Genomic DNA, 25,294 nt, shown 5'->3' with positions numbered 1-25,294 from the left:
GGGAGAAAGAAGAAGGAAGGTCAACGGCGAAAGCTGCCGATTCTAGGGCGTGGCTTTTGGCGCGGCCTGGCTGGCATCGCCATCGGGCAGGTGGATCAGTCCGGTGTGGAAATCGTATTCGAACACTTCGCCATAGCGGCCCCATTCGATGACCGTGCGCAGCACCTGTTCGGCCTGGGCCTCGTCCAGGCTTTCGTGCAGCAGGCGCAGGAACGGCTTTTCCGGCAGCTCGCCCGCAGGGTCTTGCTCCAGGCTGTGGCGCATGTGGGCCGCCAGCGGAACATGCGCGAGCAGTTGCTGGCCGAACAGGGTCTGCCGCACGGTGTTGGGCGCCTGCACGTAGCGCTGGCCCAGCGCGGTCAGGTGCAGGTCACCGTCGGCCAGCTGCGCAAACCCCAGCAGGGCCAGCGCCTGGGCCAGAACCAGCAGTTCGTCATCGGCCAGTTCCGCGTCTTCGGCCATGCGCGGCAGGTCGGCCCGGCCGTCGAAGGGCGCCTCGGACAGCCGCTCGAGCAGCCCTTCCATCCGCCCGACATCGGCAGCCGGCAACTGGTCGGCCAGGGGCCTGCGGGACGGCTCGGCGGCCGGGCGACCCGCGCCCGGCTGGCGCGCCGTCATGAGCCCGTAGACCTCGTCGATGAGGGCCCGCACCTCAGGGCTGTCGGGGTGGCGCGGGCGAGGCAGCTGGATCGGCAGCTCGGCCCGAACGCGGCCCGGGTTGCTGGCGAAAATCAGCACCCGGTCGGCCATGAGCACGGCCTCCTCGATGTTGTGCGAAACGATGAGCATGGCGCGCGTGGGCATGCTGCCGCTGCCCCACAGCTCCAGAATGTCGTCGCGCAGCCGTTCGCCCGTGAGCACATCGAGGGCCGAAAAGGCCTCGTCCATCAGCAGCACTTCGGGCTCCACCACCAGGGCGCGCGCGATGCCCACGCGCTGGCGCATGCCGCCCGACAGCTCGCGCGGCAACGCGCCCTCGAACCCGGACAGCCCGATCAGCTCGATGGCGGCGGCGGCCCGCCGTGATCGTTCGGCGGGGGCCACCCCCCGGGCTTCCAGGCCCAGCTCCACGTTCTGCTGCACCGTGAGCCACGGAAAGAGCGCGAACGACTGGAACACCATGGCGATGCCGCGCGCCGGGCCGTACAGCGGCTGGCCCCGGTAGCGAACATCGCCGGCATCCACCGGAACCAGGCCCGCCAGGATGCGCAGTAGCGTGGACTTGCCCGACCCCGACTGCCCGAGCAGCGCCACGATCTCGCCCTCCTGCAGCACGAGATCGACCCCCTCCAGCACCGAACGCGCGGTGCCGTCGCTGGAGCGAAAAGACTTGCCCACCTGGGCCAGCTCGGCGATGGGGGACATGGGAGAGGTTTCCATGGGTTCGGTTCCAGGCGTCAGGAGTGCATGCGGTTTTCGGCCATCGCGTAGAGGCGCCGCCACACGAAATGGTTCATGCCCATGACGAAGACGCACATCACGCCGATGCCCAGCGCGATGCGGGGAAAGTCGCCGATCGCCGTCATGTGGGCGATGTAGCTGCCCAGGCCATCGGCCTGCAACGTGGTGTCGCCCCAGGTCACGTACTCGGCCACGATGCTCGCATTCCACGAGCCGCCGCTGGCCGTGATCGCACCGGTGACGAAGCTGGGAAACACCGCCGGCAGCAGGTAGCGCTTCCAGCGCAGCCAGCCCGACAGCCCCAGATTCTGTGCGGCATAACGCAACTCCGACGGCACGCTGGAAGCCCCGGCGATCACGTTGAAGAGCAGATACCACTGCGTGCCGAGCACCATCAACGGCGCCAGCCAGAGGTTCGGATCGAGGTGCCAGCGCACGATCAGCACCACGGCCAGCGGGAACATCAGGTTGGCCGGAAAGGCCGCCAGAAACTGCGCCACGGCCTGCAACCGGCCCGCCCAGCGCGGATTCATGCCGATCCAGACGCCCACCGGCACCCAGACCACCGCCGCCAGCAGGATCAGCACGACCACGCGCACCAGCGTGTACGTGCCGAGCACGAAGACATGGCCTACCTCGTGCCAGCCCACCTCGCTGTGGATGAAGCGCACGAGCCAGATCACCGCCAACATCACCGCCGCCGCCAGCAAGGCATCGCCCGCGCGCGTCAGGGCGGGATGGGGCACGGAGGGGCGTGCACGGATCGAGGTGCCGTCATGACGACGGCGCAGCCGCGTGAGCGACCACTCCAGCGGCACCACGAACAGCGCCACCACCCGCTTGAGCTGCGACGTGCGGCGCATCCAGGACAGCAGCCAGGAGGTCGGCTGGGCTTCGCTGCCGCCCTCCTCGAACCGGAACTTGTCGGCCCAGGCGATGAGCGGGCGAAAGAACAGCTGGTCGTACAGCACGATGCCGACCAGCATGCCCACGATCGCCCAGCCGATCGCGCCCAGGTCGCGCGCCTCGATGGCCAGGGCGATGTACGAGCCCACACCCGGCAGCTTGATGTCCTGGTGCGATACCGAAATCGCCTCCGACGCCACCACGAAGAACCAGCCGCCGGACATGGACATCATCATGTTCCACAGCAGCCCTGGCATGGCGAAGGGCAGCTCCAGCCGCCAGAAGCGCTGCCAGCCCGAGAGCTGGAACACCGCAGCGGCTTCGCGCAGTTCGGCCGGCACCGTGCGCATGGACTGGTACAGGCTGAAGGCCATGTTCCAGGCCTGCGAGGTGAAGATGGCGAAGATCGCCGCGCACTCGACGCCGAAGAGGTTGCCAGGGAACAGCGCAATGAACCCCGTCACGGTGATCGACAGGAAGCCCAGGATCGGGATGGACTGCAGGATGTCCAAGAGCGGCACCATCACCCGCTCCGCCGTGCGGTACTTGGCCGCCAGCGCCGCGAAGACGCAGGCAAACACCAGCGATGCGCCCAGTGCGATGAACATGCGCAGCGTGGTGCGCAGCAGATAGTACGGCAGCATCCACGGATCGAGCGACAGCGGCAGCACGTCGCCCACCTGGTAGGGCCGTGCCATCTGCGAGCCGCCCCAGGCCAGCGCGAAGAGCACGGCCAGCACAAGGGGTAGCAGGGCCCAATCCCATCGGTTACCGGTGGCCTGCACCACCTGCCGCGGGAAAAACCGCTTGTCGATCATCCTTGCGCCCTTCTCCCTGTGACGCGAAACAGCCTAGCAGCGGCCCGTGACAAGCCGAAGACGAAGCCACCACTGCTGCGGCCCGCCGCGCCCCATCCCTGCGCGCCCGGGGCACAGGCATCCCGCCCTGCGATCAGGGCGGCGCATGGTCAGTCCAGACGGCCGTGGCAGCTCTTGTACTTCTTGCCGCTGCCGCAAGGGCATGGGTCGTTGCGGCCGACACGGGGCACTTCGCCCGCGAGCGCACCGGCCGCCATGGCGGCCTCGGAGCGGACCTCCACCTCACCGGTCTCGGTGGGGGCGGTGTAGGTCACGTTGGCGATCTTCTCGGCACGGCTCTCCAGGGCCTCGGCGGCCTCGTCCAGCTGCGCAGGCGACTGCACCTGCACCGTCATCAGGATCTTGGTCACTTCGTTCTTGACCTGGTCGATGAGTTGGCGGAACAGCTCGAACGCCTCGCGCTTGTATTCCTGCTTGGGCTGCTTTTGCGCGTAGCCGCGCAGGTGGATGCCCTGGCGCAGGTAATCGAGGGCCGCCAGGTGGTCGCGCCAGTTGGAGTCGAAGCTCTGCAGCAGCACCGCGCGTTCGAACTGGTTGAAATTCTCCTGGCCCACCAGCTCCAGCTTGGCCTGGAAGGCGGCCTTGCCTGCGGTGAGCACCTTTTCCAGGATCTCGTCGTCGGTGATGGCGTGCGCGCTGTCCACTTCCTGCTTGAGCGGCAACTGGATCTGCCAATCCTCGGCCAGTGCCTTCTCGAGCGCCTGCAGGTCCCACTGCTCCTCGACCGATTCGGCCGGCACGTACTGGCGCACCAGATCGGTCAGACAGTCTTCCTGCATGTTGGCGATCAGGCCGGACAGGTCGGTCGCGTCCAGGATCTCGTTGCGCTGCTGGTAGATCACCTTGCGCTGGTCGTTGGAAACGTCGTCGTACTCCAGCAGCTGCTTGCGGACATCGAAGTTGCGCGCCTCGACCTTGCGCTGCGCCGACTCGATGCTGCGCGTGACGATGCCCGCTTCGATGGCCTCGCCATCGGGCATCTTGAGGCGGTCCATGATCGCCTTCACGCGGTCGCCGGCGAAGATGCGCATCAGCGAATCGTCCAGGCTCAGGTAGAACCGCGAAGAGCCAGGGTCGCCCTGGCGGCCCGAGCGGCCCCGCAACTGGTTGTCGATGCGGCGGGACTCGTGGCGCTCGGTCGCAATGATGCGCAGGCCACCCAGCTCCTTGATCTTCTCGTGATCGCGCGTCCACTGCGCGCGCACCTCGGCCACACGGCTTTCCTTGGTCGCCTCGTCGAGCGACTCGTCGCTCTCGATGGCGGCCAGCGCCTTCTCGATGTTGCCGCCCAGCACGATGTCGGTGCCGCGGCCCGCCATGTTGGTCGCGATCGTGATCATGCCGGCACGGCCGGCCTGGGCCACGATGTCGGCCTCGCGGGCATGCTGCTTGGCGTTCAGCACCTGGTGCGGCAGGTTTTCCTTTTGCAGCAGCTGGTCGATGATTTCGGAGTTCTCGATCGACGTGGTGCCCACCAGCACGGGCTGGCCGCGCTCATGGCACTCGCGGATGTCCTTGATCGCCGCCTCGTACTTTTCGCGCGTGGTCTTGTACACGCGGTCCAGCTGGTCGTTGCGCTTGCTCGGGCGGTTCGGAGGAATCACCACGGTTTCCAGGCCGTAGATTTCCTGGAATTCATAGGCCTCGGTGTCGGCCGTTCCGGTCATGCCCGCCAGCTTCTTGTACAGGCGGAAGTAGTTCTGGAACGTGATGGATGCCAGCGTCTGGTTCTCGGCCTGGATGCCCACGCCTTCCTTGGCCTCGACGGCCTGGTGCAGGCCTTCGCTCCAGCGGCGGCCCGACATGAGGCGGCCGGTGAATTCGTCCACGATGACGATCTCGCCTTCCTGCACCACGTAGTGCTGGTCGCGGTGGTAGAGGTGGTTGGCCCGCAGCGCCGCATACAGGTGGTGCATGAGCGTGATGTTGGCCGGGTCGTAGAGCGATGCGCCTTCGGCGATCAAGCCGCGGCTGGCAAGAACGCGCTCGGCGGTTTCATGGCCCTGCTCGGTCAGGAACACCTGGTGCGTCTTCTCGTCGAGCGTGAAATCGCCCGGCTTGGTGACGCCCTCGCCGGTGCGCGGATCGGCCTCGCCCTCTTGGCGCACCAGCAGCGGCACGACCTCGTTCATGGCGATGTACATCGCCGTGTGGTCTTCGGCCTGGCCGCTGATGATGAGCGGCGTGCGCGCCTCGTCGATCAGGATCGAATCCACCTCATCGACGATGGCGAAGTTCAGCCCGCGCTGCACCCGGTCGCGCGACTCGTACACCATGTTGTCGCGCAGGTAGTCGAAGCCGTACTCGTTGTTCGTGCCGTAGGTGATGTCGGCCTGGTAGGCGGCCTGCTTTTCCTCGCGCGGGGCCTGCGGCAGGTTGATGCCGACGGTCAGGCCCAGGAAGTTGTACAGGCGCCCCATCCACTGGGCATCGCGGTTGGCGAGGTAGTCGTTGACCGTCACCACGTGCACGCCGTCGCCGGACAGCGCATTCAGGTAGACCGGCAGCGTGGCGGTCAGCGTCTTGCCTTCGCCGGTGCGCATTTCCGAAATCTTGCCGTAATGCAGCGCCATGCCGCCCAGCAGCTGGACATCGAAGTGGCGCATTTTCATGATGCGCTTGGAGCCTTCACGCACCACGGCGAAAGCCTCTGGCAGCAGATCGTCCAGCGATTCGCCTTTGGAGACGCGTTCCTTGAACTCGGCGGTCTTGGCGCGCAGCGCCTCGTCACTCAGCTTTTCGTAGTCGGGCTCCATCGCATTGATGCGGGCCACCGTCTTGCGGTATTGCTTGAGGAGCCGGTCATTGCGGCTGCCGAATAATTTGGTGAGGAAATTGGTGGCCATGCGAGCAGGACCGCGCCGCGTGCCCGAGGGCGTACGGCGCGACCAGAATCCCTAAAGAAGAAGTGAGTTCAGGTGGGGCTGCGTTCTCGGGTTGCAAGTTGCGCAACCCGGGTCGGCAGGTCCGGACCGCAGATTTTACCTGCGCGGGGTGACGGGCTGGCCATCGGCCTTTTGGGCCGGTCCGGCACTGGCCACGCGGGTGGAGGGCGCCTGGGCTCCGGCCATCAGGAATTTTTGCGGATCCTGCGGAACGCCCTGCACCAGCACCTCGAAATGCAGATGGGGGCCGGTGGAGCGGCCGGTCGTGCCGACCTCGGCGATCTTCTGCCCGCGGCGCACGAGGTCGCCGCGCTTGACCATCGTTTTGGAGGCATGCGCATACCGGGTGACCAGCTGATTGCCGTGGTCCACCTCGATCATGTTGCCGTAGGCGGGGTGGTACTCCTGCGCGACCACCACGCCCCCGGCCGCCGCGAGGATGGGCGTGCCCGTGTCCGCCTGGAAGTCCAATCCCGTGTGCAGGGCGGAGTGGCCCGTGATGGGGTCGATGCGCCAGCCGAATGCCGAGCCGGGGAGCTTGCCCAGCACCGGCGCCTGCGTCGGCACCATGTGCTTTCGGATGTGCTGGTCGAACAGCCGCGATTCCACCACCGTCATCAGGTCCACCCGGCGGTCCGTGAGCTGGGCCAGGTCGTCCAGCGTGCGCTCCAGCTCCTGCATGTCCATGGGGTGGCCCGACACCAGCGCGCCGCCCTGCCCCGGCGGCCGCGACAGCTCCGACGCCGGCATGCCCGCCAGCCCCAGCACCCGCTCGCCCAGCGATTCCAGCTGCATGACGCGCGCCTGCATCTCGCCGACCTTGCGCGCCATGGCGTCGAGGTTGGCGCGCATGAAGCGGTCGCGCTCTTCCATTTCGTCCTTGGCCACCAGCTTGACCAGCGACCCGACGATGGGCCAGCCTTCGCGCGCGCCCTTGAGAAAGACCCAGTGGTAGAGCATGGCCGCGACCAGCATGATGGTGAACGAGACCAGCAAGCCCGCCGCCATGAGCCGTGTCCCTGTCAGGTGTATGGCCCGGCTTCGCGCCAGCCGGGCGTCCGTGATAATCAAGTGCACTACATTTCTCCGCGCCGCGCGGCGCATTGCCATGAACCGCCGTCACCAAGCCGTCACCCTGCTTCAAGCCACGGAGGAATCCCCCACATTGGCCAAGCTGGCGGCACTGACGCGCGAATCCACGGAGCGGCTCAAGGCCATCGAGCCATTGATTCCACCCACTTTGCGGCCCGCCATTCAGGCAGGGCCGATCGAAGGCCCGACATGGTGCCTGCTGGTGCGCAGCAACGCAGCGGCGGCCAAGGTGCGTCAGCTGCTGCCTGCCTTGCAGGCGCATTTGCGCACTCGGGGGTGGGAGGTTAACTCCATTCGCCTCAAAATCCAAACCTGAAGCCCGCAAGGGAAGGCATGGCAAAGGGGGAGACGAAAAGAGGGAAAGATGGTGCCGATTGTCGGAATCGAACTGACGACCTACCGCTTACAAGGCGGGTGCTCTACCAACTGAGCTAAATCGGCGAAGGCTGCATTCTAGCCGCGCGAACTGCGCCGCAGCCGCATGGCAACGCTATTTGACGCGCTTAAGCGAGGGCCGGCCACCGGCGCCCGGCGACGTCGGCCGGGGCGGCGCACCACCGTCGTCCGGAGGCGAATCGGTGGACACCAGCTGCACCACACGATCGTCCGCGCCCGTCGAAGACTCGGACTCCGCGGGCGCGGAGGTGGCCGTGCTGAGGACCGAGGAAGACAGCACGCCGCCTTCGCTCGGCTCCAGCACGTCCACCGGCGGCGGAAAGGCCATGCCCTGGCCATTCTCGCGCGCGTAGATGGCGATCACGCGGCCCACGGGGACCATGATGTCGCGCGGCTTGCCGCCGAAGCGCGCCTTGAACTCGATGAAATCGTTGCCCAGCTGCAGCGCACTGGTCGCGTCGTAGCTGATGTTGAGCACGATCTCGCCATCCTTCACATACTCGCGCGGCACCTGCACCGAGTCGTCCACCCGCACGGCAACGTAGGGCGTGAGCCCGTTGTCGGTGCACCACTCATACAAGGCCCGGATGAGATAGGGGCGAGTGGAGGTGGAATCCTGGGCGTTCATCATGGTGGCGTGCGGGAAGGAAGGATCGCGCAATCACTTGCGCATGACTTTTTCGGAAGGCGTCAGCGCTTCGATGTACGCAGGACGCGAGAAGATGCGCTCAGCATACTTGAGCAGCGGCGCGGCGTTCTTGCTCAGGTCGATGCCGTAGTAGTCCAGGCGCCAGAGCAGCGGCGCGATGGCCACGTCCAGCATCGAGAAATTCTCGCCCAGCATGTACTTGTTCTTGAGAAACACGGGCGCCAGTTGCGTGAGGCGGTCGCGGATGTGGGCGCGGGCTTTTTCCAGCGCCTTCTCGTTGCCCTTGGTGGCACGCGATTCGAGGATGTTCACGTGAACGAACAGTTCCTTCTCGAAGTTCAGCAGGAACAGGCGCACGCGGGCGCGGTCCACCGGGTCGCCGGGCATCAGTTGCGGATGCGGGAAGCGCTCGTCGATGTATTCGTTGATGATGTTCGACTCGTACAGGATCAGGTCGCGCTCGACCAGGATCGGCACCTGTCCGTAGGGGTTCATCACGCTGATGTCTTCGGGCTTGTTGTACAGGTCCACATCGCGGATCTCGAAGTCCATTCCCTTCTCGAACAGAACGAAACGGCAGCGATGGGAGAAGGGACAGGTCGTACCCGAATAAAGCACCATCATGGTGAGAGGCTCCTAAAAATCAAAAAGAGTGGGCGCAGGATGCGTCCACTCTGAAAACCTGGGCAGCGCCAGGTCTGGCGCCGCAGGCGGTTGGTGCGGTTACTTGATGTCTTTCCAGAAAGCTGCGTTGAGCCTCCAGGCAATCACCGTGAACACACCGAGGAAAATCAAAACCCAGACGCCGACGCGCAACCGGGTATTTTGCGCTGGCTCGCCCATCCATTGCAGGTAATTGACGAGATCACCCACGGCCTGGTCGTATTGGAGGGGGCTCATTGTGCCCGGACTCACCTGCGTCCAGCCCTTGAAGACTTCCGTCTTGTGGCCATGGCTCTCCTGCTGTTCGAACACGGGGCGACGGTCGCCCTGCAATTGCCAGAGCACGTGAGGCATGCCGACACTCGGGAAGGCGAGATTATTCCATCCCGTGGCCTTGGTCTCGTCGCGGTAGAAAGTGCGCAGGAAGGTATAGAGGTAATCCGCCCCCGTTCCGCCATGGCCGGCGCGCGAGCGGGCGATCACCGTGAGGTCGGGCGGATTGGCGCCGAACCAGTCCTTGGCCTGGCGCGGATCGATGGTGGACTTCATGGTCTCGCCCACCTTTTCGGTGGTGAACAGCAGGTTGTCCTTGATCTGCTGGTCGGTGAGGCCGATGTCCTTCAGGCGGTTGAACCGCATGAACGCGGCCGAGTGGCAGCTCAGGCAGTAGTTGACGAACAGTTTGGCGCCGTTTTGCAGCGAGGCCGTGTCGTTGGTCTGGACCGGGGCTTTGTCCCAGGCGATGCCGCCTTCGGCAGCCTGCGCGCCCGTGGCGATGCCCAGGGCCGCGATCAGCGTGAGGATGATTTTTTTCATGGGATGGGTCTCCTGCCTGCTCAATGCGCCTTGAAGATCACGCGGTCCGGCACGGGCTTGGGCTCGCCGAGCCGGCTCCACCAGGGCATGAGCAGGAAGAAACCGAAATAGAACAGGGTGCCGACCTGCGAGACACGCTCGCCCAGCGGCGACGGTGGCTGCACGCCCAGATAGGCCAGTGCGACGAAGTTGATCACGAAGATGCCGTACAGGTACTTGTGCCAGCCCGGACGGTAGCGGATCGACTTGACCGGGCTCATGTCCAGCCAGGGCAGGAAGAACAGGATGATGACGGCGCCGCCCATCACGACCACGCCCCAGAACTTGGCGTCGATCGACAGCATGAGGGCGATGGCCGCTGCCGCGATGGCCACGATCGCCACCTTGATGAAAACCGGCAGGCGGCCCTTGACCACGCCGAAGCCGGCGGCCAGCACCACGCACGCGATGAGGGCATACATCATCTCGCTGGTGATGGCGCGCAGCATGGAATAGAACGGCGTGAAGTACCAGACGGGCGCGATGTGCGCAGGCGTCTTGAGCGGATCGGCCGGGATGAAGTTGTTGTACTCGAGGAAGTAGCCACCGAACTCGGGCGCGAAGAACACCACGGCCGAGAAGATGAACAGGAACACGCAGACCCCGAAGATGTCATGCACCGTGTAGTAGGGGTGGAACGGGATGCCATCCAGCGGGTGGCCCTTGTCGTCGCGGGGGGCGTTGGGGCCCTTGATCTCCACGCCGTCGGGGTTGTTGGAGCCCACGTCGTGCAGCGCCAGCAGATGCGCCACCACCAGGCCCAGCAGCACCAGCGGCACGGCGATCACGTGGAAGCTGAAGAAGCGGTTCAGCGTGGCATCGCCCACCACGTAGTCGCCGCGGATCAGCAGCGCGAGGTCGGGGCCGATGAAGGGGATGGCCGCGAACAGGTTCACGATCACCTGGGCGCCCCAGTACGACATCTGGCCCCAGGGCAGCAGGTAGCCCATGAACGCCTCGGCCATCAGCGCCAGGAAGATGGCGCAACCGAAGATCCAGACCAGTTCGCGTGGCTTGCGGTACGAGCCGTAGAGCAGCCCGCGGAACATGTGCAGGTACACCACCACGAAGAACGCCGAGGCGCCCGTGGAGTGCATGTAGCGGATGAGCCAACCCCACGGCACGTCGCGCATGATGTACTCGACCGACTCGAAGGCCTTCGCCGCGTCGGGCTTGTAGTGCATCACCAGGAAGATGCCGGTGACGATCTGGATCACCAGCACCAGCAGGGCCAGCGAGCCGAAGATGTACCAGAAGTTGAAGTTCTTCGGCGCGTAGTACTCCGACATGTGGACGCGGTAGGCGTCGAACGCGGTCGGGAACCGGTTCTCGAACCAGTTGGTGACTTTGGCGCCGGTGGAGGCGTTGGGGGAGATGTCCTTGAATTCGTGGGCCATGTCGTGTTCCCTCATGCCTTCTTGTCTTCACCGATCAGGAGCTTGGTCTCCGACAGGTACATGTGGGGAGGCACTTCCAGGTTGTCCGGCGCCGGCTTGTTCTTGAACACGCGGCCGGCCATGTCGAACGTGGAACCGTGGCAGGGGCACAGGAAGCCGCCCTTCCAGTCGTCGGGCAGCGAGGGCTGCGCACCGGGCACGAACTTGTCCGAAGGCGAGCAGCCCAGGTGGGTGCAGATGCCCACGGCCACGAGGATTTCAGGCTTGATGGAACGCGCTTCGTTGCGGGCGTATTCGGGGGTGAGTTCGCTCGGCTTGCGCTCCGACTTCGGGTCGGCCAGCTGCGCATCCAGCGAGGGCAGCGCGGCGAGCTGGTCGGGCGTGCGCTTGATGATCCACACGGGCTTGCCGCGCCATTCGACCGTGATTTTCTCGCCCGGCTTGAGATCGGAAATATCGACTTCGACCGCGGCGCCTGCCGCCTTGGCCTTCTCGGAAGGCTGGAACGTGCTCACGAACGGTACGGCGGTTGCTACGCCGCCCACGGCACCAGCGCAGCCAGAGGCGATGAGCCACGTCCGCTTGCTGGAGTCGATAGGAGTTTCACTCATGGGTGTCCTCGTTGTACTTCGCTGGGTGGGGCAATCGCGGAATTGTAGCGGAGTGAAAATGGGTATTCCTAGGCGTTAACACCCCTCAACCTGCGCAATACTGCGAGGGTTTTCAGCTATATCAAGGAGGGGCGAAATGAGCATCGCAAAGGAATTCAAAGAGTTCGCGATCAAAGGTAATGTGGTAGACCTTGCGGTCGGCGTGATCATCGGCGGCGCCTTCGGCAAGATCGTCGATTCGGTGGTCGGCGACCTGATCATGCCGGTGGTGGGGCTGGTCTTCGGCCGGCTGGATTTCTCCAACCTGTTCGTGGTGCTGGGCACCGTGCCGCCCGGCGTGCCGCAGACGCTGGACGCGCTCAAGAAGGCCGGCGTTCCGGTGCTGGCCTACGGCAACTTCATCACCGTGGCGGTCAACTTCCTGATCCTGGCTTTCATCATCTTCATGATGGTCAAGCAGATCAACCGCCTCAAGCGCCAGGCGCCGGCACCCGCGCCGGCCCCGGTGGCGACGCCGGAAGACATCGTGCTGCTGCGCGAGATCCGGGACAGCCTCAAGCGCTGAAAGGCCGGGCGCCCGGAGCACCCGGCGCAGGCGGCCTTCCGGCCGCTCAGGCGGCCGAGGCCAGCCGCCGCGCCATGCGCACGGCCTCGATCAGGCTGGAGGCATCCGCGATGCCCTGGCCGGCGATGTCGAATGCCGTGCCGTGGTCGGGGCTGGTGCGCACCAGCGGCAGGCCGAGCGTCACGTTCACGCCCTTGTCCACGCCCAGGTACTTGACCGGTATCAGTCCCTGGTCGTGGTACATCGCCAGCACGGCATCGAACTCGCCCGCGCGCTGCGGCGTGTGGCGTGCCCGCATGAAGATGGTGTCGGGGGCGTAGGGGCCGTGCGCGTCCACGCCCAGGCGGCGCGCGGCCTCGACGGCCGGGGCGATCACTTCCAACTCTTCAGGGCCGAACAGGCCGCCCTCGCCCGCGTGCGGATTGAGCCCCGCCACGCCGATGCGCGGCGCGCGGCCCAGGCTGCGCGAGAGCGCTTCGTGGGTGATGCGCAGCGAGTCCAGCACGTTCTCGCGCGTGACGGCCGCGATCGCATCGCGCAGCGAGACATGGATGCTCACCAGCACGGTGCGCAGCTCGTCGCTCGCCAGCATCATGCGCACGGGCATGCCGGCCAGCGGCACGCCGGCATGGCGTGCCGCCTCGGCCTGCAGCAGTTCGGTGTGGCCGGGAAAATCCACGCCCGCGGCGCTCAACGCCTCCTTGTGCAGCGGCGCGGTGACCAGGGCGGCAATCTCGCCGCGCAGGGCGGCCCGCGCGGCCCAGACCACGCAGTCGGCCGCCGCCCGGCCGGCCTGCGCGCTCACCTGCCCGAAGGGCACCGGCCCCGGCAAACCGGGCAGGGGCCACACCGGCAGGCAGCGCGGCGGCACGCCGGCCACGTCGGCCGGCGCATCCAGGGTGGCCACGGGCAGCGACGGCTCGCCGGGCCGCTGGATGCACTGGGCGGCCCGGCGCAGCGTGGCCAGATCGCCCACGGCGAAGCAGCCGCGCAGGTCGTCCGGCGCATCGCGGAACGCCTTGGCCACGATTTCAGGGCCGATGCCGGCCGGATCGCCCTGGGTGATGGCCAGGGGCGGCAGGGCGAGGGAAGAGTCGGATGAAGGCATGAATCGGGCTCTAGCGCATATTTTTCTAGGGCATTTCGCTATTAATTTAATAGCATTAAAAACCCATTGACGGCCCAGGGCTCACGCCAGCACGCCCGAGGTCAGCCGCACCACGCGGTCGCAGCGCGCGGCGAGCGACTCGTCGTGGGTGACCATCACGAACGCCGTGCCCTTGTCGCGCGCGAGCTGCAGCATCAGTTGGAACACCCCGTCGGCGGTGGCCCGGTCCAGGTTGCCCGTGGGCTCGTCGGCCAGCACGCAGGCGGGCCGGGTGACCAGGGCCCGCGCGATCGCCACGCGCTGGCGCTCGCCGCCGGACAGCTCGGCCGGCCGGTGCTGCACCCGGCCGCCCAGCCCCACGGCGGTGAGCATGTCGACCGCCTGCGCCACGCAGTCGGCATACGGCATGCGGCGGATGCGCAGCGGCATGGCCACGTTGTCCTGCGCGCTGAACTCCGGCAGCAGGTGGTGGAACTGGTAGATGAACCCGAGGTGCTGGTTGCGCAGCTGGCCCTGCCGGTCGGCCGACAACGTGTCGAAGGCCTTGCCCTGCAGCTGCACGCTGCCGGCGGTGGGCGCATCCAGCCCGCCCAGCAGATGCAGCAGCGTGCTCTTTCCGGAGCCCGAAGCGCCGACGATGGCGAGCGTCTCGCCGGCATGCACGTCCAGGTCCACCCCTTGCAGCACGGTGACGTCCAGGCGGCCTTCGGTGAAGCGCTTGGTCAGGCCCCGGGCCTGCAGGACCACCGGCCCGCGGGCGGCGGGAGCGGCATGGGGCGCGGCGGCGCCGGGCGTGGACAGGTCATTCATAGCGCAGGGCCTCCGCGGGGTTCACGCGGCTCGCGCGCCAGCTGGGATAGAGCGTGGCCACGAAGGCCAGCACCAGGGAAATGATGCCGATGGGCACGATGTCGCTGCTTTGCGGCTCGCTCGGCATCTTGCTGATGAGGTAGATGTCCTTGGGCAGGAAGCTCGCGTTCAGCGCGTGCTCGATGGCCGGCACGATCACGTCGATGTTCACCGCGATCCCCAGGCCCAGCAGCAGGCCGGCCAGCGTGCCGATGACGCCCACCATCGCGCCCTGCACCACGAAGATGCCCATGATGCTGCCCGGGCTCGCGCCGAGGGTGCGCAGGATGGCGATGTCCGCGCGCTTGTCGGTCACGGTCATCACCAGCGTGGACACGAGGTTGAACGCCGCCACCGCCACGATGAGCGTGAGGATGATGAACATCATGCGTTTTTCCAGCTGCACGGCGGCGAACCAGGTGCGGTTCTGCTGCGTCCAGTCGCGGATCAGCAGGTCGCCGGTGAGCGAGTGCGCCAGCTCCTGCGCCACCTGGGGCGCGCGGTGCAGGTCCTTGAGCTTGAGGCGGATGCCGGTCGGGCCCTCCAGGCGGAAGATGCGTTCGGCGTCCTCGTGGTGCAGCAGCACCAGCGCCGAGTCGTATTCGTAATGCCCCGAGTTGAACGTGCCCGCCACCGTCATCTGCTTGAGGCGGGGCACCACGCCCGCGGGCGTCACCTGCCCGCCCGGCGCGATCAGCGTGACCGCGTCGCCCAGGCGCACGCCCAGGGCGCGGGCCAGTTCGCTGCCCAGCACCACGCGGAACTCGCCCGGCACCAGGGCCTTGAGGGCGTCGACGTTGGCGGCGGCCAGGTCGGTCACCTCGCCTTCGCGCAGCGGGTCGATGCCGCGCACCAGCGTGCCCTTCATGTCCTCGCCGCGCGCCAGCAGCGCCTGCGCGGACACGAACGGCGCCGCGCCCACGACCTCGGGGTTGGCCCGCGCCTGGGCCAGCGTGCGCGGCATGTCCGGCAGCGCCGCGCCGTGGGGGGCGAAGATCTCTATGTGCGAGACCACGCTCAGCATGCGGTCGCGCACCTCTTTCTGAAAGCCGTTCATCACGCTGAGCACGATGATGAGCGCCGCCACGCCGAGCGCGATGCCCAGCATGGAGACGCCCGAGATGAACGAGATGAAGCCGTTGCGCCGCGTGGCGCGCCCGGCCCGGGTGTAGCGCCAGCCCAGGGCCAGCTCGTAGGGAATTTGCATGGGTGTGATGGAAGGCCCGCCGCCGCTCTGGAAATGTCGGCCACCGGGCGGCGCCGATTGTGGCATCCCGGACAATACGCCCATGTCGGACACCCCCCATTTGCTCATTCCGTTCGCGGCCAGCCCCTCGGACGGATGCCAGCAGGCCTTGCAGGACCTCGCCCTGCCCCACCTCGACCGGCTGCTCGCCCGCCTGCCGGCCCCCGCCACCGACCCCGGAGACGAGACCGATTTCATCCCCCCCCACGAGCGCGCCCTGGCCCGCCACCTGGGTTTGCCGGCCACCCGCCGCCAGGCGCCCTGGGCCGCCTGGCACCAGCGCCAGACCGGCGTCACTGGCGCCGATGGCGATGGCGGCACGGCCTGGGCCTTCGTCACGCCCTGCGAATGGCGCGTGACCACCGAGCACGTCACCGTCGGCGATCCGGCCGCGCTGCGCCTGGACGAGGCCGCATCGCGCGCGCTGCTGGCCATCGTGGCGCCCTGGTTCGCCGAGGACGGCATCGTGCTCGCCTATGAGCAGCCCACGCGCTGGCTGGCGCGCGGCGCCGTGTTCGAAGGGCTCGCCACCGCCTCGCTGGACCGCGTGATCCAGCGCGACGTGCGCGCCTGGATGCCCGATGCGCTAAAGGCCCGCCTGCTGCACCGCCTGCAAAGCGAAATGCAGATGCTGCTCTACACCCATGCCTTCAACGACGCGCGTGCGGCGCAGGGCCTGGGGCCGGTCAACTCCTTCTGGGTGCACGGCACCGGGTCGCTGCCGCCCGCCGCCGCGGGCGTGGCACCGGCGGCCCCGCCGCCCGAAATGCCCATGGCCCTGCGCGATGCCGCCCTGGCCGAGGATTGGCGCACCTGGCGCGCCGCCTGGCAGGCGCTGGACAGCGGCGCGGTCGCCCGGCTGGCCGACCGCGTGGCCGCCGGCGGCGCGGCGCGGCTCACGCTGTGCGGCGAGCGCAGCGCGCTCACCTGGCAGACGGGGCCGCGCGGATTCGTGCAAAGGATTCAAAGCCTTTTTCGGCCCCAGCGCATGAAAGACTACGGCACATTGCTATGAAAATAGTAGCAAGAGACATTCCGCCGCGCGCCGCCTGGGCGCTGGAGCAGGCCGGCGTGCACCCCCTGCTGGCACGGCTGTACGCCGCCCGCGGCGTGTGCGGCAAGGACGAACTGGACGACGGCCTGGCCCGGCTACTGCCTCCCGACACGCTGCGCGGCACGCGCGAGGCCGCCATGCTGCTGGCCGACGCCATCGCGCAGGATCGCCGCCTCGTCGTGGTGGCCGACTACGACTGCGACGGCGCCACCGCCTGCGCCGTGGCCGTGCGCGGCCTGCGCCTGCTGGGCGCGCGGCAGGTGGACTACCTGGTGCCCGACCGCGTGGCGGACGGCTACGGCCTCACCCCCAGCATCGCGCGCCGCGTGCACGATCGCGGCGCCGACATGCTCATCACCGTGGACAACGGCATCGCCAGCGTGGACGGCGTGGCCGAGGCCAAGGCACTGGGCCTGCAGGTGCTCGTCACCGACCACCACCTGCCCGGCCCCGCGCTGCCGCTGGCCGATGCCATGGTCAACCCCAACCAGCCCGGCTGCAGCTTCGAAAGCAAATCCATCGCCGGCGTGGGCGTCATGTTCTACGTGCTGATGGCGCTGCGCGCCGAGCTGCGCGAACGCGGCGTGTTCGACAAGGCCAGCCAGCCCAAGCTGGAGCCGCTGCTGCCGCTGGTCGCGCTGGGCACCGTGGCCGACGTGGTGCGCCTCGACAGCAACAACCGCCGCCTGGTGGCGCAGGGCCTGCGCCGCATCCGCGCGGGCGCCATGCCGGCGGGCATCGCCGCGCTGTTCGACGCCGCGGGCCGCAAGGCGCCCGTGGCGACCACGTTCGACTTCGGCTTCGCCCTGGGGCCGCGCATCAACGCCGCGGGGCGCCTGGCGGACATGACGCTGGGCATCGAATGCCTGCTGACGGACGACCCCGGCCGCGCCGCGGAACTCGCCCGCACGCTCGATGCCATCAACCGCGAGCGCCGCGAGATCGAGGGCGGCATGCGCGAGCAGGCGCTGCTCATGGCCGAGAGCCTGTTCGAGGAAGGCACCGAGCCCCCGCCGGCCATCAGCGTGTTCGACCCCGACTTCCACGAAGGCGTGGTGGGCATCGTCGCCTCGCGCATCAAGGACAAGCTGCACCGCCCGACCTTCGTCTTCGCCGCCAGCGCCGCGCCGGGCAAGGGGCACGAACTCAAGGGCTCGGGGCGGTCCATTCCGGGCTTTCACCTGCGCGATGCGCTCGACCTCGTGGCCAAGCGCCACCCGGGCACGCTGCTCAAGTTCGGCGGCCACGCCATGGCGGCCGGCTGCACGGTGGCCGAGGAACACTTCGCCACCTTCGAGCGCGCCTTCGCCCAGGTCGCCCAGGAGTGGCTGGACGCCGCCACGCTCACCCGCCGGCTCGACACCGACGGGCCCCTGGCCCCCGAATACTGCCGCGCGGACATGGTGGACACCCTGCACCGCGAGGTCTGGGGCCAGGGCTTCGCGCCGCCCACCTTCAGCGAAGAGGTGGAGGTGCTGTCGCAGCGCCTGGTGGGCGAGAACAAGCACCACCTGTCGCTCAAACTGCTGCACCAGGGCCAGCCGGTGGACGGCATCTGGTTCGGCCACACCGAGCAGCTGCCTTCGCGCGTGCTGCTGGCGTTCCGGCTGGACGTGAACGAGTGGAAGGGCGAGCGGCGGGTGCAGTTTCTGGTGGAAGGCGCGCAGCTTTGAGGGGCCGCGCCGGGCCATCGTGCGGCCCGGCGGGCACGGGCGCTGCCGGGGCCCATTCATGGGGAAACAGGCCTCACGCCGGCGGATCGATTGCCTGATTAGCTATAAATTTTGTAGCAAACAGCCCCTGCCGCGTTGAGCGGCCGGGTGCCGGGCGCCGGGGCCTGCGCCTGGCTTGGCGCGCACCCGGCCTTCCGGCTTTTCAGAACGTTTCCCAGTCGTCCTCGGAGCCAGACGCCGACCGCGCCGCGGCCGGGCGCGGCGCTGCGGCGGCGCTGGTGCCGCGGGGCGCGGCTGCGGGTGCCTTGGCCGAAGGCGCCCGGGGCGCGGCCACCGCAGCGGGTTTGGCAGGTTTGGCGGGCGCCGCCGCGCTGGTCCGGGTGGCTGGCGCGGCGAGCGCTGCCGGAGCAGCGGCTGCCGGGACGCGTGCCGGCGCTGCGGCCGAGCGGTTCAGCGCCACGGCGGGCGCCGGGCGCGGCGCGGCAGGCCTTGCGGGGACCGGGATCGGCGCCCTCGCCACGGCCACCGCCCCCACGTTGAACACCGATACCACCTGCGACAGCCGCTGCGCCTGGTCGCGCATCGCCGTGGCGGCGGCGCTGGACTGCTCCACCAGCGCGGCGTTCTGCTGGGTCATCTGGTCCAGGTTGCTCACGGCCTGGTTGACCTGGGCGATGCCGTCGCGCTGCTCGGTGGACGATGCGGTGATCTCGCCGATCAGGTCGGACACGCGCTGCACGCTGCCGACGATCTCCTCCATGGTCTGGCCGGCCTGCGCCACCTGCTGCGAACCCGACTCCACGTTGCGCACGGAGGTGTCGATCAGCAGCTTGATCTCCTTGGCCGCCTCGGCCGAACGCTGCGCCAGGCTGCGCACCTCCGACGCCACCACGGCGAAGCCCCGGCCCTGCTCGCCCGCGCGGGCGGCTTCCACTGCGGCGTTCAAGGCCAGGATGTTGGTCTGGAAGGCGATGCCGTCGATCACGCCGATGATGTCGCTGATCTTGCGTGAGCTGTCGGTGATCTGCTGCATGCTGGTCACCACCTGGCCCACCACTTCGCCGCCCCGCCCGGCCACCTGCGCCGCCGTGGACGCGAGCTGGTTGGCCTGGCGCGCCGTGTCGGCGGACTGGGTGACGGTGGCGGTCAGCTCTTCCATGCTGGCCGCCGTCTCCTCGAGGTTGGCGGCGGTCTGTTCGGTGCGGGCGGACAGGTCCTGGTTGCCGGTGGCGATCTCGGTGGAGGCGGAGGACACCGACTCCACGCCCGAGCGCACCTCGGCCACCACCCCGCGCAGGCGCGCCGCCATGGCGGACAGCGAGCGAAGCAGGTGGCCCAGCTCATCCTTGCGCGCGTCCTGCACGTCGACGGTCAGATCGCCCTCGGCGATGGCGTCGGCCAGGCCCACGGCGCGGTCCAGCGGCTGGGTGATCGAATGCACCGTAAGGTACGCCAGGAACACGCCCAGCAACACCACCAGGGCAGCAATCGCCGCGCCGATCCAGTGCGCCTTTTCCCGCTGGCGCCGGCCCTCGGCCTTGGCCGCTTCGCGCTGGCCCTCCTGCTGCTCGACGAAGGTCTCCTGGGTCTGGATGTACTTGGTGACGGCAGGCAGCAAAGTGTCGTCCACGAGCTTGCGGGTGGCGTCGATGTCCCCACGGCCTTCCTGGGCCTGGGCGGTGATCTTGAGCACGGCGGTGCGCTCGGCGGAGACGCGTTCGAGCTGGGCCTTTTCCTCGGGCGCCACGGCCTGCGCGATGATCTTCTTCTGGATCTCGGTGATGGCGGCGATGTCGTTCTTGACCAGCGCCTTCATGCGGGTGCTCAGCACCTCGTCGGTGGTGACCGCGCTGACCACCACGCGCTCCACGGCCAACTGTGTCATGCCCTTCCAGCGCAAGGCCAGCGAGATGCGGTCTTCATTGGCCTGGACCATGGCGGTGGTGTCGGCATCCACGCGGGCCGTGTAGGCCACGAGGGCATAGACCAGCAGCAGCATGCTGCCCATGAGGCCGAGGATGATGAGCCACAGCTTGCGGCCAACGGAAAGGTTCTGGAAGTTCATCGGGAAATGGGCGAAGGTGAAGAAGCGCAAAAAAGCGCACGGCAGACGATGCAACGCGTGGAGCGTTACCGGCGTGCACTTTTGCTTACATTTTCAGTGGTTGTGCCGATGGGCGTCAGCGGGGTTTTCCATACCTGGTGCGAGATTGCGACACACGGGAGGGCCAGCGCCCTAGAATCGATCCGTGTCCATCCTTCTCAACGCCGACCTGCACTGCCACTCCGTGGTTTCCGACGGCACGCTCACGCCCGAGGAACTGGCCGCCCGGGCGCATGCCAACGGCGTGCAGCTGTGGGCCCTGACGGACCACGACGAGATCGGTGGCCAGCACCGCGCCATGGCCGCCGCCGCATCGCACGGCCTGCCCTACCTCACCGGCGTGGAGATCTCGGTCACCTTCGCCGACACCACGGTGCACATCGTCGGCCTGGGATTCGATCCGGACGACCGACAGCTCAGCCAGGGCCTGGCCGCCACCCGTGGGGGGCGCGGCGAGCGCGCGATGGAAATGTCCCGCCAGTTGACCCAGGTGGGCATCCGCGGTGCCTACGAGGGCGCCCTGCGCTATGTGGGCAATCCGGAGCTCATCTCCCGCACCCATTTCGCGCGCTTTCTGGTGGAAACGGGCGTGTGCCGCGACACCTCCGAGGTGTTCCGCAAATACCTCACCGAAGGCAAGCCCGGCTACGTTCCCCACCGCTGGGCCACGCTCGGCAACGCGGTGCGCTGGATCCACGAGGCCGGCGGCATCGCCGTCATCGCGCATCCGGCCCGCTACAAGTTCAGCGCGAACGCCGAGTACGCGCTCTTCACCGAATTCATCCAGCATGGCGGCCGGGGGGTGGAAGTGGTGACCGGCAGCCATTCCGTGGCCGAGTACGGCGTGTATGCCGCCATGGCCACCGAATTGAACCTCGCCGCGTCGCGCGGCAGCGACTTCCACAGTCCGGACGAATCGCACACCGACCTGGGCGCCCTGCCCCCGCTGCCCGGCGCATTGACCCCCGTGTGGGACCTGCTGGCAGACCGCATCCACACCGCCGCCTGAGGACCTTCCCCTTGGCCCAGTATTTCGAAGTCCACCCCGACAACCCACAGCCCCGGCTGCTCAAGCAGGGCGCCGCGCTGCTCAAGCAAGGCGCGGTGCTGGCCGTGCCCACCGACTCCAGCTACGCCCTCGTGTGCCAGCTGGACGACAAGGCGGCTGTGGACCGCCTGCGCCGCATCCGGCGGGTGGACGAAAAGCACCACCTCACCCTGCTGTGCCGCGACCTGTCGGAGCTGGCCAACTACGCCCGCGTGGACAACCGGCAGTACCGCCTGCTCAAGCTGGCGACGCCCGGGCCCTACACCTTCATCCTGGACGCCACCAAGGAAGTGCCCCGCCGCGTGAGCCATCCGCAGCGCAAGACCATCGGCCTGCGCGTGCCGGACCGCAAGGGCCTGCAACTGCTGCTGGAACTGCACGGCGCGCCGCTCCTGGCCACCACCTTCATCGCGCCCGGCGAAACCCTGCCGTTGAACGACCCGCGCGAGATCCGCGAGCGCTACGAGCACCAGATCGACGCCGTCGTCGATGCGGGCGCCTGCCCGCTGGAGCCCACCACCGTGGTGGACCTGACCGACATGTACGACGGCGGTGAGCCCCGCGTGGTGCGTGAAGGGCGGGGCAACTTGGTAGCGCTCGGGCTCTGACGGGGCGTTCTGGTGGCGCAGCTTATCGGGAGTCAGGCATAGGCCATACGTCAAAGCCCTTTTCACCGATATCGTGGCCCGGCTGTTCCAGCGCAGAGGATGGCGCGGATTTCGCGGCCCCTGTTGTCCGGCCAACGTTAAAGTATTTCTCTAGAAGCGCATCAAGGATCGCCACGGTTTCAGCGTCCGGCACTCCGTCATAGTTACGCGGTCGGAAATGCATCTGGAAAGCGGAGACCACATTCGCAGTCTGCGCATCCATCGTGCCAGTCTGGGGTGTGTCATAGCCGTAGGCCAGCAGCCGGGATTGCAGGGAAGCCACATCGCCATCGAAAGCCCGGGTACCCAGGTAATACGCCACGGCCTCTGCCTCCGGCCATGCGCCGATTTGGTACTCGCAATAGAGCCGCTCCCAAGGAAACAGCGGCCCCGGATCGAGTTTTCGTCCCGGCGACACATCAGAGTGGCCCACGATCTTGTGCGGCCGGATTTGATGGCGCGCGACGATGTCGGCGGCCAATCGGCCCACTGCCACCAACTGCGCCTCTCCATAGGGAGCCCAACGGCGCTGCATCGGAGGCAGCGACTGGTCCGCCTCAGGAAAGCCGGAGTTCACGATCTCTATTCCTACGGAGCAGGCGTTGAGCATGCGGTCACCCTGCCAATAGCTCCTCCCCGCGTGCCAGGCCCGACGATCTTCCGGCACCAACTGGTACACGGTGGATACTGCATCGCCATCGGGCACGAGGTAATGAGCACTGACCTGCGCGGCACTGTCCGTCAGCTTGCTCAGCGAGCTGTCGAATCCAACCACCGTGTAGTGCAGTACCAGCGTACGCACCCTGGAATCCTGGTTGGGCGAAGAGAACTGAGAGTCCACCTCGTAGCCCCGCCCCGTGTCAGTCTGCGCGCATGCGGCCCCCGACCCCGCGCCCGCCATGATGGCAAGGGCAGGTAGGCGCGATGCCTGCGCCAGAAATAGCCTTCGTGATGGAGGTCCCTTTGCGTCGTGTGTGACGAGGGTCGAGTTTGCTGCCTGAATCATGAACCACCTTCGTTTTGATGGACAGGAAGGCGGCACCGACCACCGGTGCACGTGCGGATTTCCACACACAAGAGCAACCCCGGCCCCCCCTTGTCCATGCGCAGCCGAACATCGTGGCGCGCAGTTTATGGCAGAGCAACGCTCACCGCGGTGGGCTTGTGTGTCAAAACTTATTTTTGATCGCGCAGCTCCGTCAATCCAGCTTGAAAGCACCCACGGCACGCTGCAGGTTGTTCGCGCGTTCCGACAGCACCGACGCGGCCCGCGCCGCCACCTCCACCATCGCTGCGTTCTGCTGCGTGGCGCCATCCATGTGCGCGACCGCCTGGTTCACATGGGCGATGCCGTCGCTCTGCTCGTGCAGGGCGTGCGAAATCTCCCCCAGCAGGGCAGTGACCTGCCCCACGTCGTGCACGATCTCCTGCATCGTCTTGCCCGCCTGGCCGACCAGACCGGTGCCGTTCTGCACCTGCTGCACAGACTCCTGGATCAGTGTGCGGATCTCGCGCGCCGCCACGGCGCTGCGCTGGGCCAGGCTGCGCACTTCGGAGGCCACCACCGCGAAGCCCCGGCCCTGCTCGCCCGCGCGGGCGGCCTCCACGGCGGCGTTGAGCGCCAGGATGTTGGTCTGGAACGCGATGCCCTCGATCACCTGGATGATGTCCACGATCTTGTGCGAGCTGCCACTGATGGCCTGCATGGTCTGCACCACCTCGCCCACCACCGCCCCGCCGCGCTCGGCCGTGGCGGACGCGGCCACGGCCAGGCCGCTGGCGGAGCGCGCCCGGTCGGCGTTCTGGCGCACGGTGGAGGTGAGCTGCGCCATGCTCGCGGCCGTCTCGGTCAGGGAGGACACCTGCTCCTGCGTGCGGCGCGACAGATCGGAATTGCCCGAATCGATGTCGCCCGCGCACAGCGTGATCGCATCGGTGGACTGCTTGATGCGCGAGACCAGCTCGGTCAAGGTGTCTTCCATCGTGCCCAACGCCCCGAGCAGCCGCCCGAAATCGCCCTGCAGGTCGGAGCTGAACTCCTTGCTCAGGTCGCCCGCCGCCACGGTTTCGGCGATGACGATGGCCTGGGCCAGGGGGCTCACGATGCCCTGGCGCAGCAGCAGGAACGCGGCAATGGCCACCGCGAACACCAGCCCGCCCAGCACCAGCAGCCACACCCGCACGTCGTCCAGTTGCCCCTGCGCCGCCTGAACGGCCTGCACCAGCGGCATTCGCTGCGCGTCGGCCAGGCCGCCCGCCAACTGCAACGCCGCGCGGTGCGACGCCTGCGCCCGCCCGATGTCGGTGAGCCCCACGACCACCAGCAGTGCCATCAGCGCCGCGAGCGCCCCGAACGCCAGCACCAGCCGCGTACCAATCTTCAGCCTGTCCAAGCCCATGATCGACTGTCTCCTATGCCTGTTGTATGTCGTTATCGCAGGCAGCCACCGGCGCCCGGCAGTGTGCACAGGCTACGTTTTGCAACATGCCGTGCCATGCTATCAACGATCGCGCCGGGCGCCCTCCGTAGTTGCGCTTATGCCGCGGGAAAGGCCCCTCGCCGGTGTCTGAGACAATCGCCCGGTGGACTTCTCCAACCTCATCCAAACCGTTCTCATCTACGCACTGCCGGTGCTCTTCGCCATCACGGTGCACGAAGCCGCCCACGGCTACGCCGCGCGCCACTTCGGCGACCAGACCGCGTTCATGATGGGCCGCATCACGCTCAACCCGCTCAAGCACATCGACCCGGTCGGCACCATCCTCATGCCGCTGCTGCTGTACTTCGCCACGTCGGGGGCATTTCTGTTCGGCTACGCCAAGCCGGTGCCGGTGAATTTCGGCAACCTGCGCAACCCCAAGCGCGACATGATCTGGGTCGCGCTGGCGGGGCCGGCCTCCAATTTCTTCCAGGCCATCCTGTGGGCGGTGTTCCTCATCGCGCTGGTCGGCTTCGGCGTGCAGGAGCGCTTTTTCCTGGAGATGGCGCGCGCCGGCATGCTGGTCAACCTCGTCATGTGGGCCTTCAACCTGTTTCCGCTGCCGCCGCTGGACGGTGGGCGCATCCTGGTCGGCCTACTGCCCTGGAAGCAGGCGCAAATGGTGTCGCGCATCGAGCCCTACGGGTTCTTCATCGTGCTGGCCCTGGTCGTGGCCGGCGTGGTGGGTGCGGTCTGGCTGCGCCCGCTCATGTCGCTGGGCTACTCGGCCATCAACCTGCTGCTGACGCCCCTGATGGCGATGCTGCGCTGATCGGCACCCGCAACT

At 67.5% G+C, this 25,294-nt stretch carries 22 protein-coding genes and 1 tRNA gene; 7 read left to right on the top strand and 16 right to left on the bottom strand.

Annotated features, from left to right (window positions below):
• Window positions 1-42: 42 nt before the first annotated feature.
• The 4 genes from R1Z03_RS02265 to R1Z03_RS02250 all read right to left on the bottom strand — a co-directional run bounded on the left by R1Z03_RS02265 (window position 43) and on the right by R1Z03_RS02250 (window position 7,174).
• On the bottom strand, window positions 43-1,380 hold the full coding sequence (locus tag R1Z03_RS02265; RefSeq protein ID WP_317356509.1) for a nitrate/sulfonate/bicarbonate ABC transporter ATP-binding protein: 1,338 nt from the start codon (window positions 1,378-1,380) through the stop codon (window positions 43-45).
• Between the two features lie 17 nt (window positions 1,381-1,397).
• Window positions 1,398-3,125 (bottom strand): ABC transporter permease subunit, encoded by a 1,728-nt coding sequence (locus tag R1Z03_RS02260; RefSeq protein WP_317356507.1) that lies wholly within the window; start codon window positions 3,123-3,125, stop codon window positions 1,398-1,400.
• Between the two features lie 149 nt (window positions 3,126-3,274).
• The gene (gene secA, locus R1Z03_RS02255) at window positions 3,275-6,031 is read right to left on the bottom strand and encodes a preprotein translocase subunit SecA (protein WP_317356504.1); all 2,757 of its coding nucleotides are present in this window, start codon (window positions 6,029-6,031) and stop codon (window positions 3,275-3,277) included.
• Between the two features lie 135 nt (window positions 6,032-6,166).
• Window positions 6,167-7,174, bottom strand: coding sequence for a M23 family metallopeptidase (locus R1Z03_RS02250; RefSeq protein ID WP_284405549.1), 1,008 nt, complete (start codon window positions 7,172-7,174; stop codon window positions 6,167-6,169).
• Between the two features lie 4 nt (window positions 7,175-7,178).
• Here R1Z03_RS02250 and R1Z03_RS02245 point away from each other — a divergent pair, with 4 nt between their 5' ends.
• Window positions 7,179-7,478: a hypothetical protein gene (locus tag R1Z03_RS02245; protein WP_272565530.1), complete on the top strand. Its 300-nt coding sequence runs from the start codon at window positions 7,179-7,181 to the stop codon at window positions 7,476-7,478.
• A 49-nt stretch (window positions 7,479-7,527) separates the two neighbouring features.
• On the opposite strand, the gene R1Z03_RS02240 is transcribed toward R1Z03_RS02245, so the two are convergent.
• The 6 genes from R1Z03_RS02240 to petA form a co-directional block, all read right to left on the bottom strand.
• Window positions 7,528-7,603 (bottom strand) — tRNA-Thr (locus R1Z03_RS02240).
• A gap of 49 nt (window positions 7,604-7,652) precedes the next feature.
• Window positions 7,653-8,186, bottom strand: coding sequence for a ClpXP protease specificity-enhancing factor (locus R1Z03_RS02235; RefSeq protein WP_284409383.1), 534 nt, complete (start codon window positions 8,184-8,186; stop codon window positions 7,653-7,655).
• 33 nt (window positions 8,187-8,219) lie between these two features.
• The gene (locus R1Z03_RS02230) at window positions 8,220-8,831 is read right to left on the bottom strand and encodes a glutathione S-transferase N-terminal domain-containing protein (RefSeq protein ID WP_272565532.1); all 612 of its coding nucleotides are present in this window, start codon (window positions 8,829-8,831) and stop codon (window positions 8,220-8,222) included.
• A 99-nt stretch (window positions 8,832-8,930) separates the two neighbouring features.
• Window positions 8,931-9,686 carry a cytochrome c1 gene (locus tag R1Z03_RS02225; RefSeq protein ID WP_272565533.1) on the bottom strand — a complete coding sequence of 252 codons (756 nt, stop codon included), beginning with the start codon at window positions 9,684-9,686 and terminating at the stop codon, window positions 8,931-8,933.
• Window positions 9,687-9,706: 20 nt separating this feature from the next.
• Window positions 9,707-11,122, bottom strand: a complete 1,416-nt coding sequence (locus R1Z03_RS02220) for a cytochrome bc complex cytochrome b subunit (protein ID WP_284405471.1) — start codon at window positions 11,120-11,122, stop codon at window positions 9,707-9,709.
• Between the two features lie 11 nt (window positions 11,123-11,133).
• On the bottom strand, window positions 11,134-11,733 hold the full coding sequence (gene petA, locus R1Z03_RS02215; RefSeq protein ID WP_272565535.1) for a ubiquinol-cytochrome c reductase iron-sulfur subunit: 600 nt from the start codon (window positions 11,731-11,733) through the stop codon (window positions 11,134-11,136).
• A gap of 136 nt (window positions 11,734-11,869) precedes the next feature.
• On the opposite strand from petA, the gene mscL reads away from it, so the two are divergent.
• Window positions 11,870-12,298, top strand: coding sequence for a large conductance mechanosensitive channel protein MscL (mscL, locus tag R1Z03_RS02210; RefSeq protein WP_284393702.1), 429 nt, complete (start codon window positions 11,870-11,872; stop codon window positions 12,296-12,298).
• A gap of 46 nt (window positions 12,299-12,344) precedes the next feature.
• On the opposite strand, the gene pdxA is transcribed toward mscL, so the two are convergent.
• The 3 genes from pdxA to R1Z03_RS02195 form a co-directional block, all read right to left on the bottom strand.
• Complete coding sequence (gene pdxA / locus R1Z03_RS02205) at window positions 12,345-13,406, bottom strand: 4-hydroxythreonine-4-phosphate dehydrogenase PdxA (protein ID WP_317356499.1); 1,062 nt, start codon at window positions 13,404-13,406, stop codon at window positions 12,345-12,347.
• A gap of 81 nt (window positions 13,407-13,487) precedes the next feature.
• Window positions 13,488-14,216, bottom strand: coding sequence for a lipoprotein-releasing ABC transporter ATP-binding protein LolD (gene lolD, locus R1Z03_RS02200; protein WP_317356497.1), 729 nt, complete (start codon window positions 14,214-14,216; stop codon window positions 13,488-13,490).
• Window positions 14,209-15,462 carry a lipoprotein-releasing ABC transporter permease subunit gene (locus R1Z03_RS02195; protein WP_317356495.1) on the bottom strand — a complete coding sequence of 418 codons (1,254 nt, stop codon included), beginning with the start codon at window positions 15,460-15,462 and terminating at the stop codon, window positions 14,209-14,211. Before R1Z03_RS02195 ends, lolD begins: the two co-directional genes overlap by 8 nt.
• An 82-nt stretch (window positions 15,463-15,544) precedes the next feature.
• Between R1Z03_RS02195 and R1Z03_RS02190 the strand changes: the two genes are divergently transcribed.
• Together R1Z03_RS02190 and recJ are read left to right on the top strand one after the other, a co-directional pair.
• Entirely contained in the window at window positions 15,545-16,516 is a 972-nt protein-coding gene (locus R1Z03_RS02190) for a phosphoglycerate mutase (RefSeq protein WP_317356493.1), read from the top strand.
• Complete coding sequence (gene recJ / locus R1Z03_RS02185; RefSeq protein WP_317356490.1) at window positions 16,513-18,228, top strand: single-stranded-DNA-specific exonuclease RecJ; 1,716 nt, start codon at window positions 16,513-16,515, stop codon at window positions 18,226-18,228. The genes R1Z03_RS02190 and recJ overlap by 4 nt, the downstream gene beginning before the upstream one ends.
• 202 nt (window positions 18,229-18,430) lie before the next feature.
• Here recJ and R1Z03_RS02180 read toward each other — a convergent pair whose 3' ends face one another.
• Window positions 18,431-20,293 (bottom strand): methyl-accepting chemotaxis protein, encoded by a 1,863-nt coding sequence (locus tag R1Z03_RS02180; protein ID WP_317356488.1) that lies wholly within the window; start codon window positions 20,291-20,293, stop codon window positions 18,431-18,433.
• 184 nt (window positions 20,294-20,477) lie between these two features.
• Between R1Z03_RS02180 and R1Z03_RS02175 the strand changes: the two genes are divergently transcribed.
• Entirely contained in the window at window positions 20,478-21,341 is an 864-nt protein-coding gene (locus R1Z03_RS02175; protein ID WP_317356486.1) for a 3',5'-nucleoside bisphosphate phosphatase, read from the top strand.
• Window positions 21,342-21,352: 11 nt separating this feature from the next.
• Window positions 21,353-21,988, top strand: coding sequence for an L-threonylcarbamoyladenylate synthase (locus R1Z03_RS02170; protein ID WP_317356483.1), 636 nt, complete (start codon window positions 21,353-21,355; stop codon window positions 21,986-21,988).
• A 22-nt stretch (window positions 21,989-22,010) separates the two neighbouring features.
• Here the strand turns inward: R1Z03_RS02170 and R1Z03_RS02165 are convergent, their stop codons facing one another.
• Both R1Z03_RS02165 and R1Z03_RS02160 read right to left on the bottom strand, forming a co-directional pair.
• Window positions 22,011-23,033, bottom strand: coding sequence for an N-acetylmuramoyl-L-alanine amidase (locus tag R1Z03_RS02165; protein WP_372588229.1), 1,023 nt, complete (start codon window positions 23,031-23,033; stop codon window positions 22,011-22,013).
• A 193-nt stretch (window positions 23,034-23,226) separates the two neighbouring features.
• Window positions 23,227-24,426, bottom strand: a complete 1,200-nt coding sequence (locus tag R1Z03_RS02160) for a methyl-accepting chemotaxis protein (protein WP_317356481.1) — start codon at window positions 24,424-24,426, stop codon at window positions 23,227-23,229.
• Between the two features lie 184 nt (window positions 24,427-24,610).
• On the opposite strand from R1Z03_RS02160, the gene R1Z03_RS02155 reads away from it, so the two are divergent.
• The gene (locus R1Z03_RS02155; RefSeq protein ID WP_272565547.1) at window positions 24,611-25,279 is read left to right on the top strand and encodes a site-2 protease family protein; all 669 of its coding nucleotides are present in this window, start codon (window positions 24,611-24,613) and stop codon (window positions 25,277-25,279) included.
• Window positions 25,280-25,294 lie beyond the last annotated feature (15 nt).

The sequence above is a fragment of the Acidovorax sp. BLS4 genome (assembly GCF_032929295.1).
In the GTDB taxonomy this organism is placed as follows: Bacteria; Pseudomonadota; Gammaproteobacteria; order Burkholderiales; family Burkholderiaceae_C; genus Paracidovorax.
Note: the sequence above shows the minus strand (reverse complement) of the source record. Positions and strands in the feature narration are given on the sequence as shown.

Bases quoted from the DNA above. Each gene is read 5' to 3' on its own strand.
- R1Z03_RS02190 (WP_317356493.1), top strand. From the start codon at position 15,545: ATGTCGGACACCCCCCATTTGCTCATTCCGTTCGCGGCCAGCCCCTCG.
- recJ (WP_317356490.1), top strand. From the start codon at position 16,513: ATGAAAATAGTAGCAAGAGACATTCCGCCGCGCGCCGCCTGGGCGCTG.
- R1Z03_RS02180 (WP_317356488.1), bottom strand. From the start codon at position 20,293: ATGAACTTCCAGAACCTTTCCGTTGGCCGCAAGCTGTGGCTCATCATC.
- R1Z03_RS02160 (WP_317356481.1), bottom strand. From the start codon at position 24,426: ATGGGCTTGGACAGGCTGAAGATTGGTACGCGGCTGGTGCTGGCGTTC.
- R1Z03_RS02265 (WP_317356509.1), bottom strand. From the start codon at position 1,380: ATGGAAACCTCTCCCATGTCCCCCATCGCCGAGCTGGCCCAGGTGGGC.
- R1Z03_RS02195 (WP_317356495.1), bottom strand. From the start codon at position 15,462: ATGCAAATTCCCTACGAGCTGGCCCTGGGCTGGCGCTACACCCGGGCC.
- R1Z03_RS02165 (WP_372588229.1), bottom strand. From the start codon at position 23,033: ATGATTCAGGCAGCAAACTCGACCCTCGTCACACACGACGCAAAGGGA.
- R1Z03_RS02225 (WP_272565533.1), bottom strand. From the start codon at position 9,686: ATGAAAAAAATCATCCTCACGCTGATCGCGGCCCTGGGCATCGCCACG.
- secA (WP_317356504.1), bottom strand. From the start codon at position 6,031: ATGGCCACCAATTTCCTCACCAAATTATTCGGCAGCCGCAATGACCGG.
- pdxA (WP_317356499.1), bottom strand. From the start codon at position 13,406: ATGCCTTCATCCGACTCTTCCCTCGCCCTGCCGCCCCTGGCCATCACC.
- R1Z03_RS02250 (WP_284405549.1), bottom strand. From the start codon at position 7,174: ATGCGCCGCGCGGCGCGGAGAAATGTAGTGCACTTGATTATCACGGAC.
- lolD (WP_317356497.1), bottom strand. From the start codon at position 14,216: ATGAATGACCTGTCCACGCCCGGCGCCGCCGCGCCCCATGCCGCTCCC.
- R1Z03_RS02230 (WP_272565532.1), bottom strand. From the start codon at position 8,831: ATGATGGTGCTTTATTCGGGTACGACCTGTCCCTTCTCCCATCGCTGC.
- R1Z03_RS02245 (WP_272565530.1), top strand. From the start codon at position 7,179: ATGAACCGCCGTCACCAAGCCGTCACCCTGCTTCAAGCCACGGAGGAA.
- R1Z03_RS02220 (WP_284405471.1), bottom strand. From the start codon at position 11,122: ATGGCCCACGAATTCAAGGACATCTCCCCCAACGCCTCCACCGGCGCC.
- R1Z03_RS02235 (WP_284409383.1), bottom strand. From the start codon at position 8,186: ATGAACGCCCAGGATTCCACCTCCACTCGCCCCTATCTCATCCGGGCC.
- R1Z03_RS02260 (WP_317356507.1), bottom strand. From the start codon at position 3,125: ATGATCGACAAGCGGTTTTTCCCGCGGCAGGTGGTGCAGGCCACCGGT.
- mscL (WP_284393702.1), top strand. From the start codon at position 11,870: ATGAGCATCGCAAAGGAATTCAAAGAGTTCGCGATCAAAGGTAATGTG.
- petA (WP_272565535.1), bottom strand. From the start codon at position 11,733: ATGAGTGAAACTCCTATCGACTCCAGCAAGCGGACGTGGCTCATCGCC.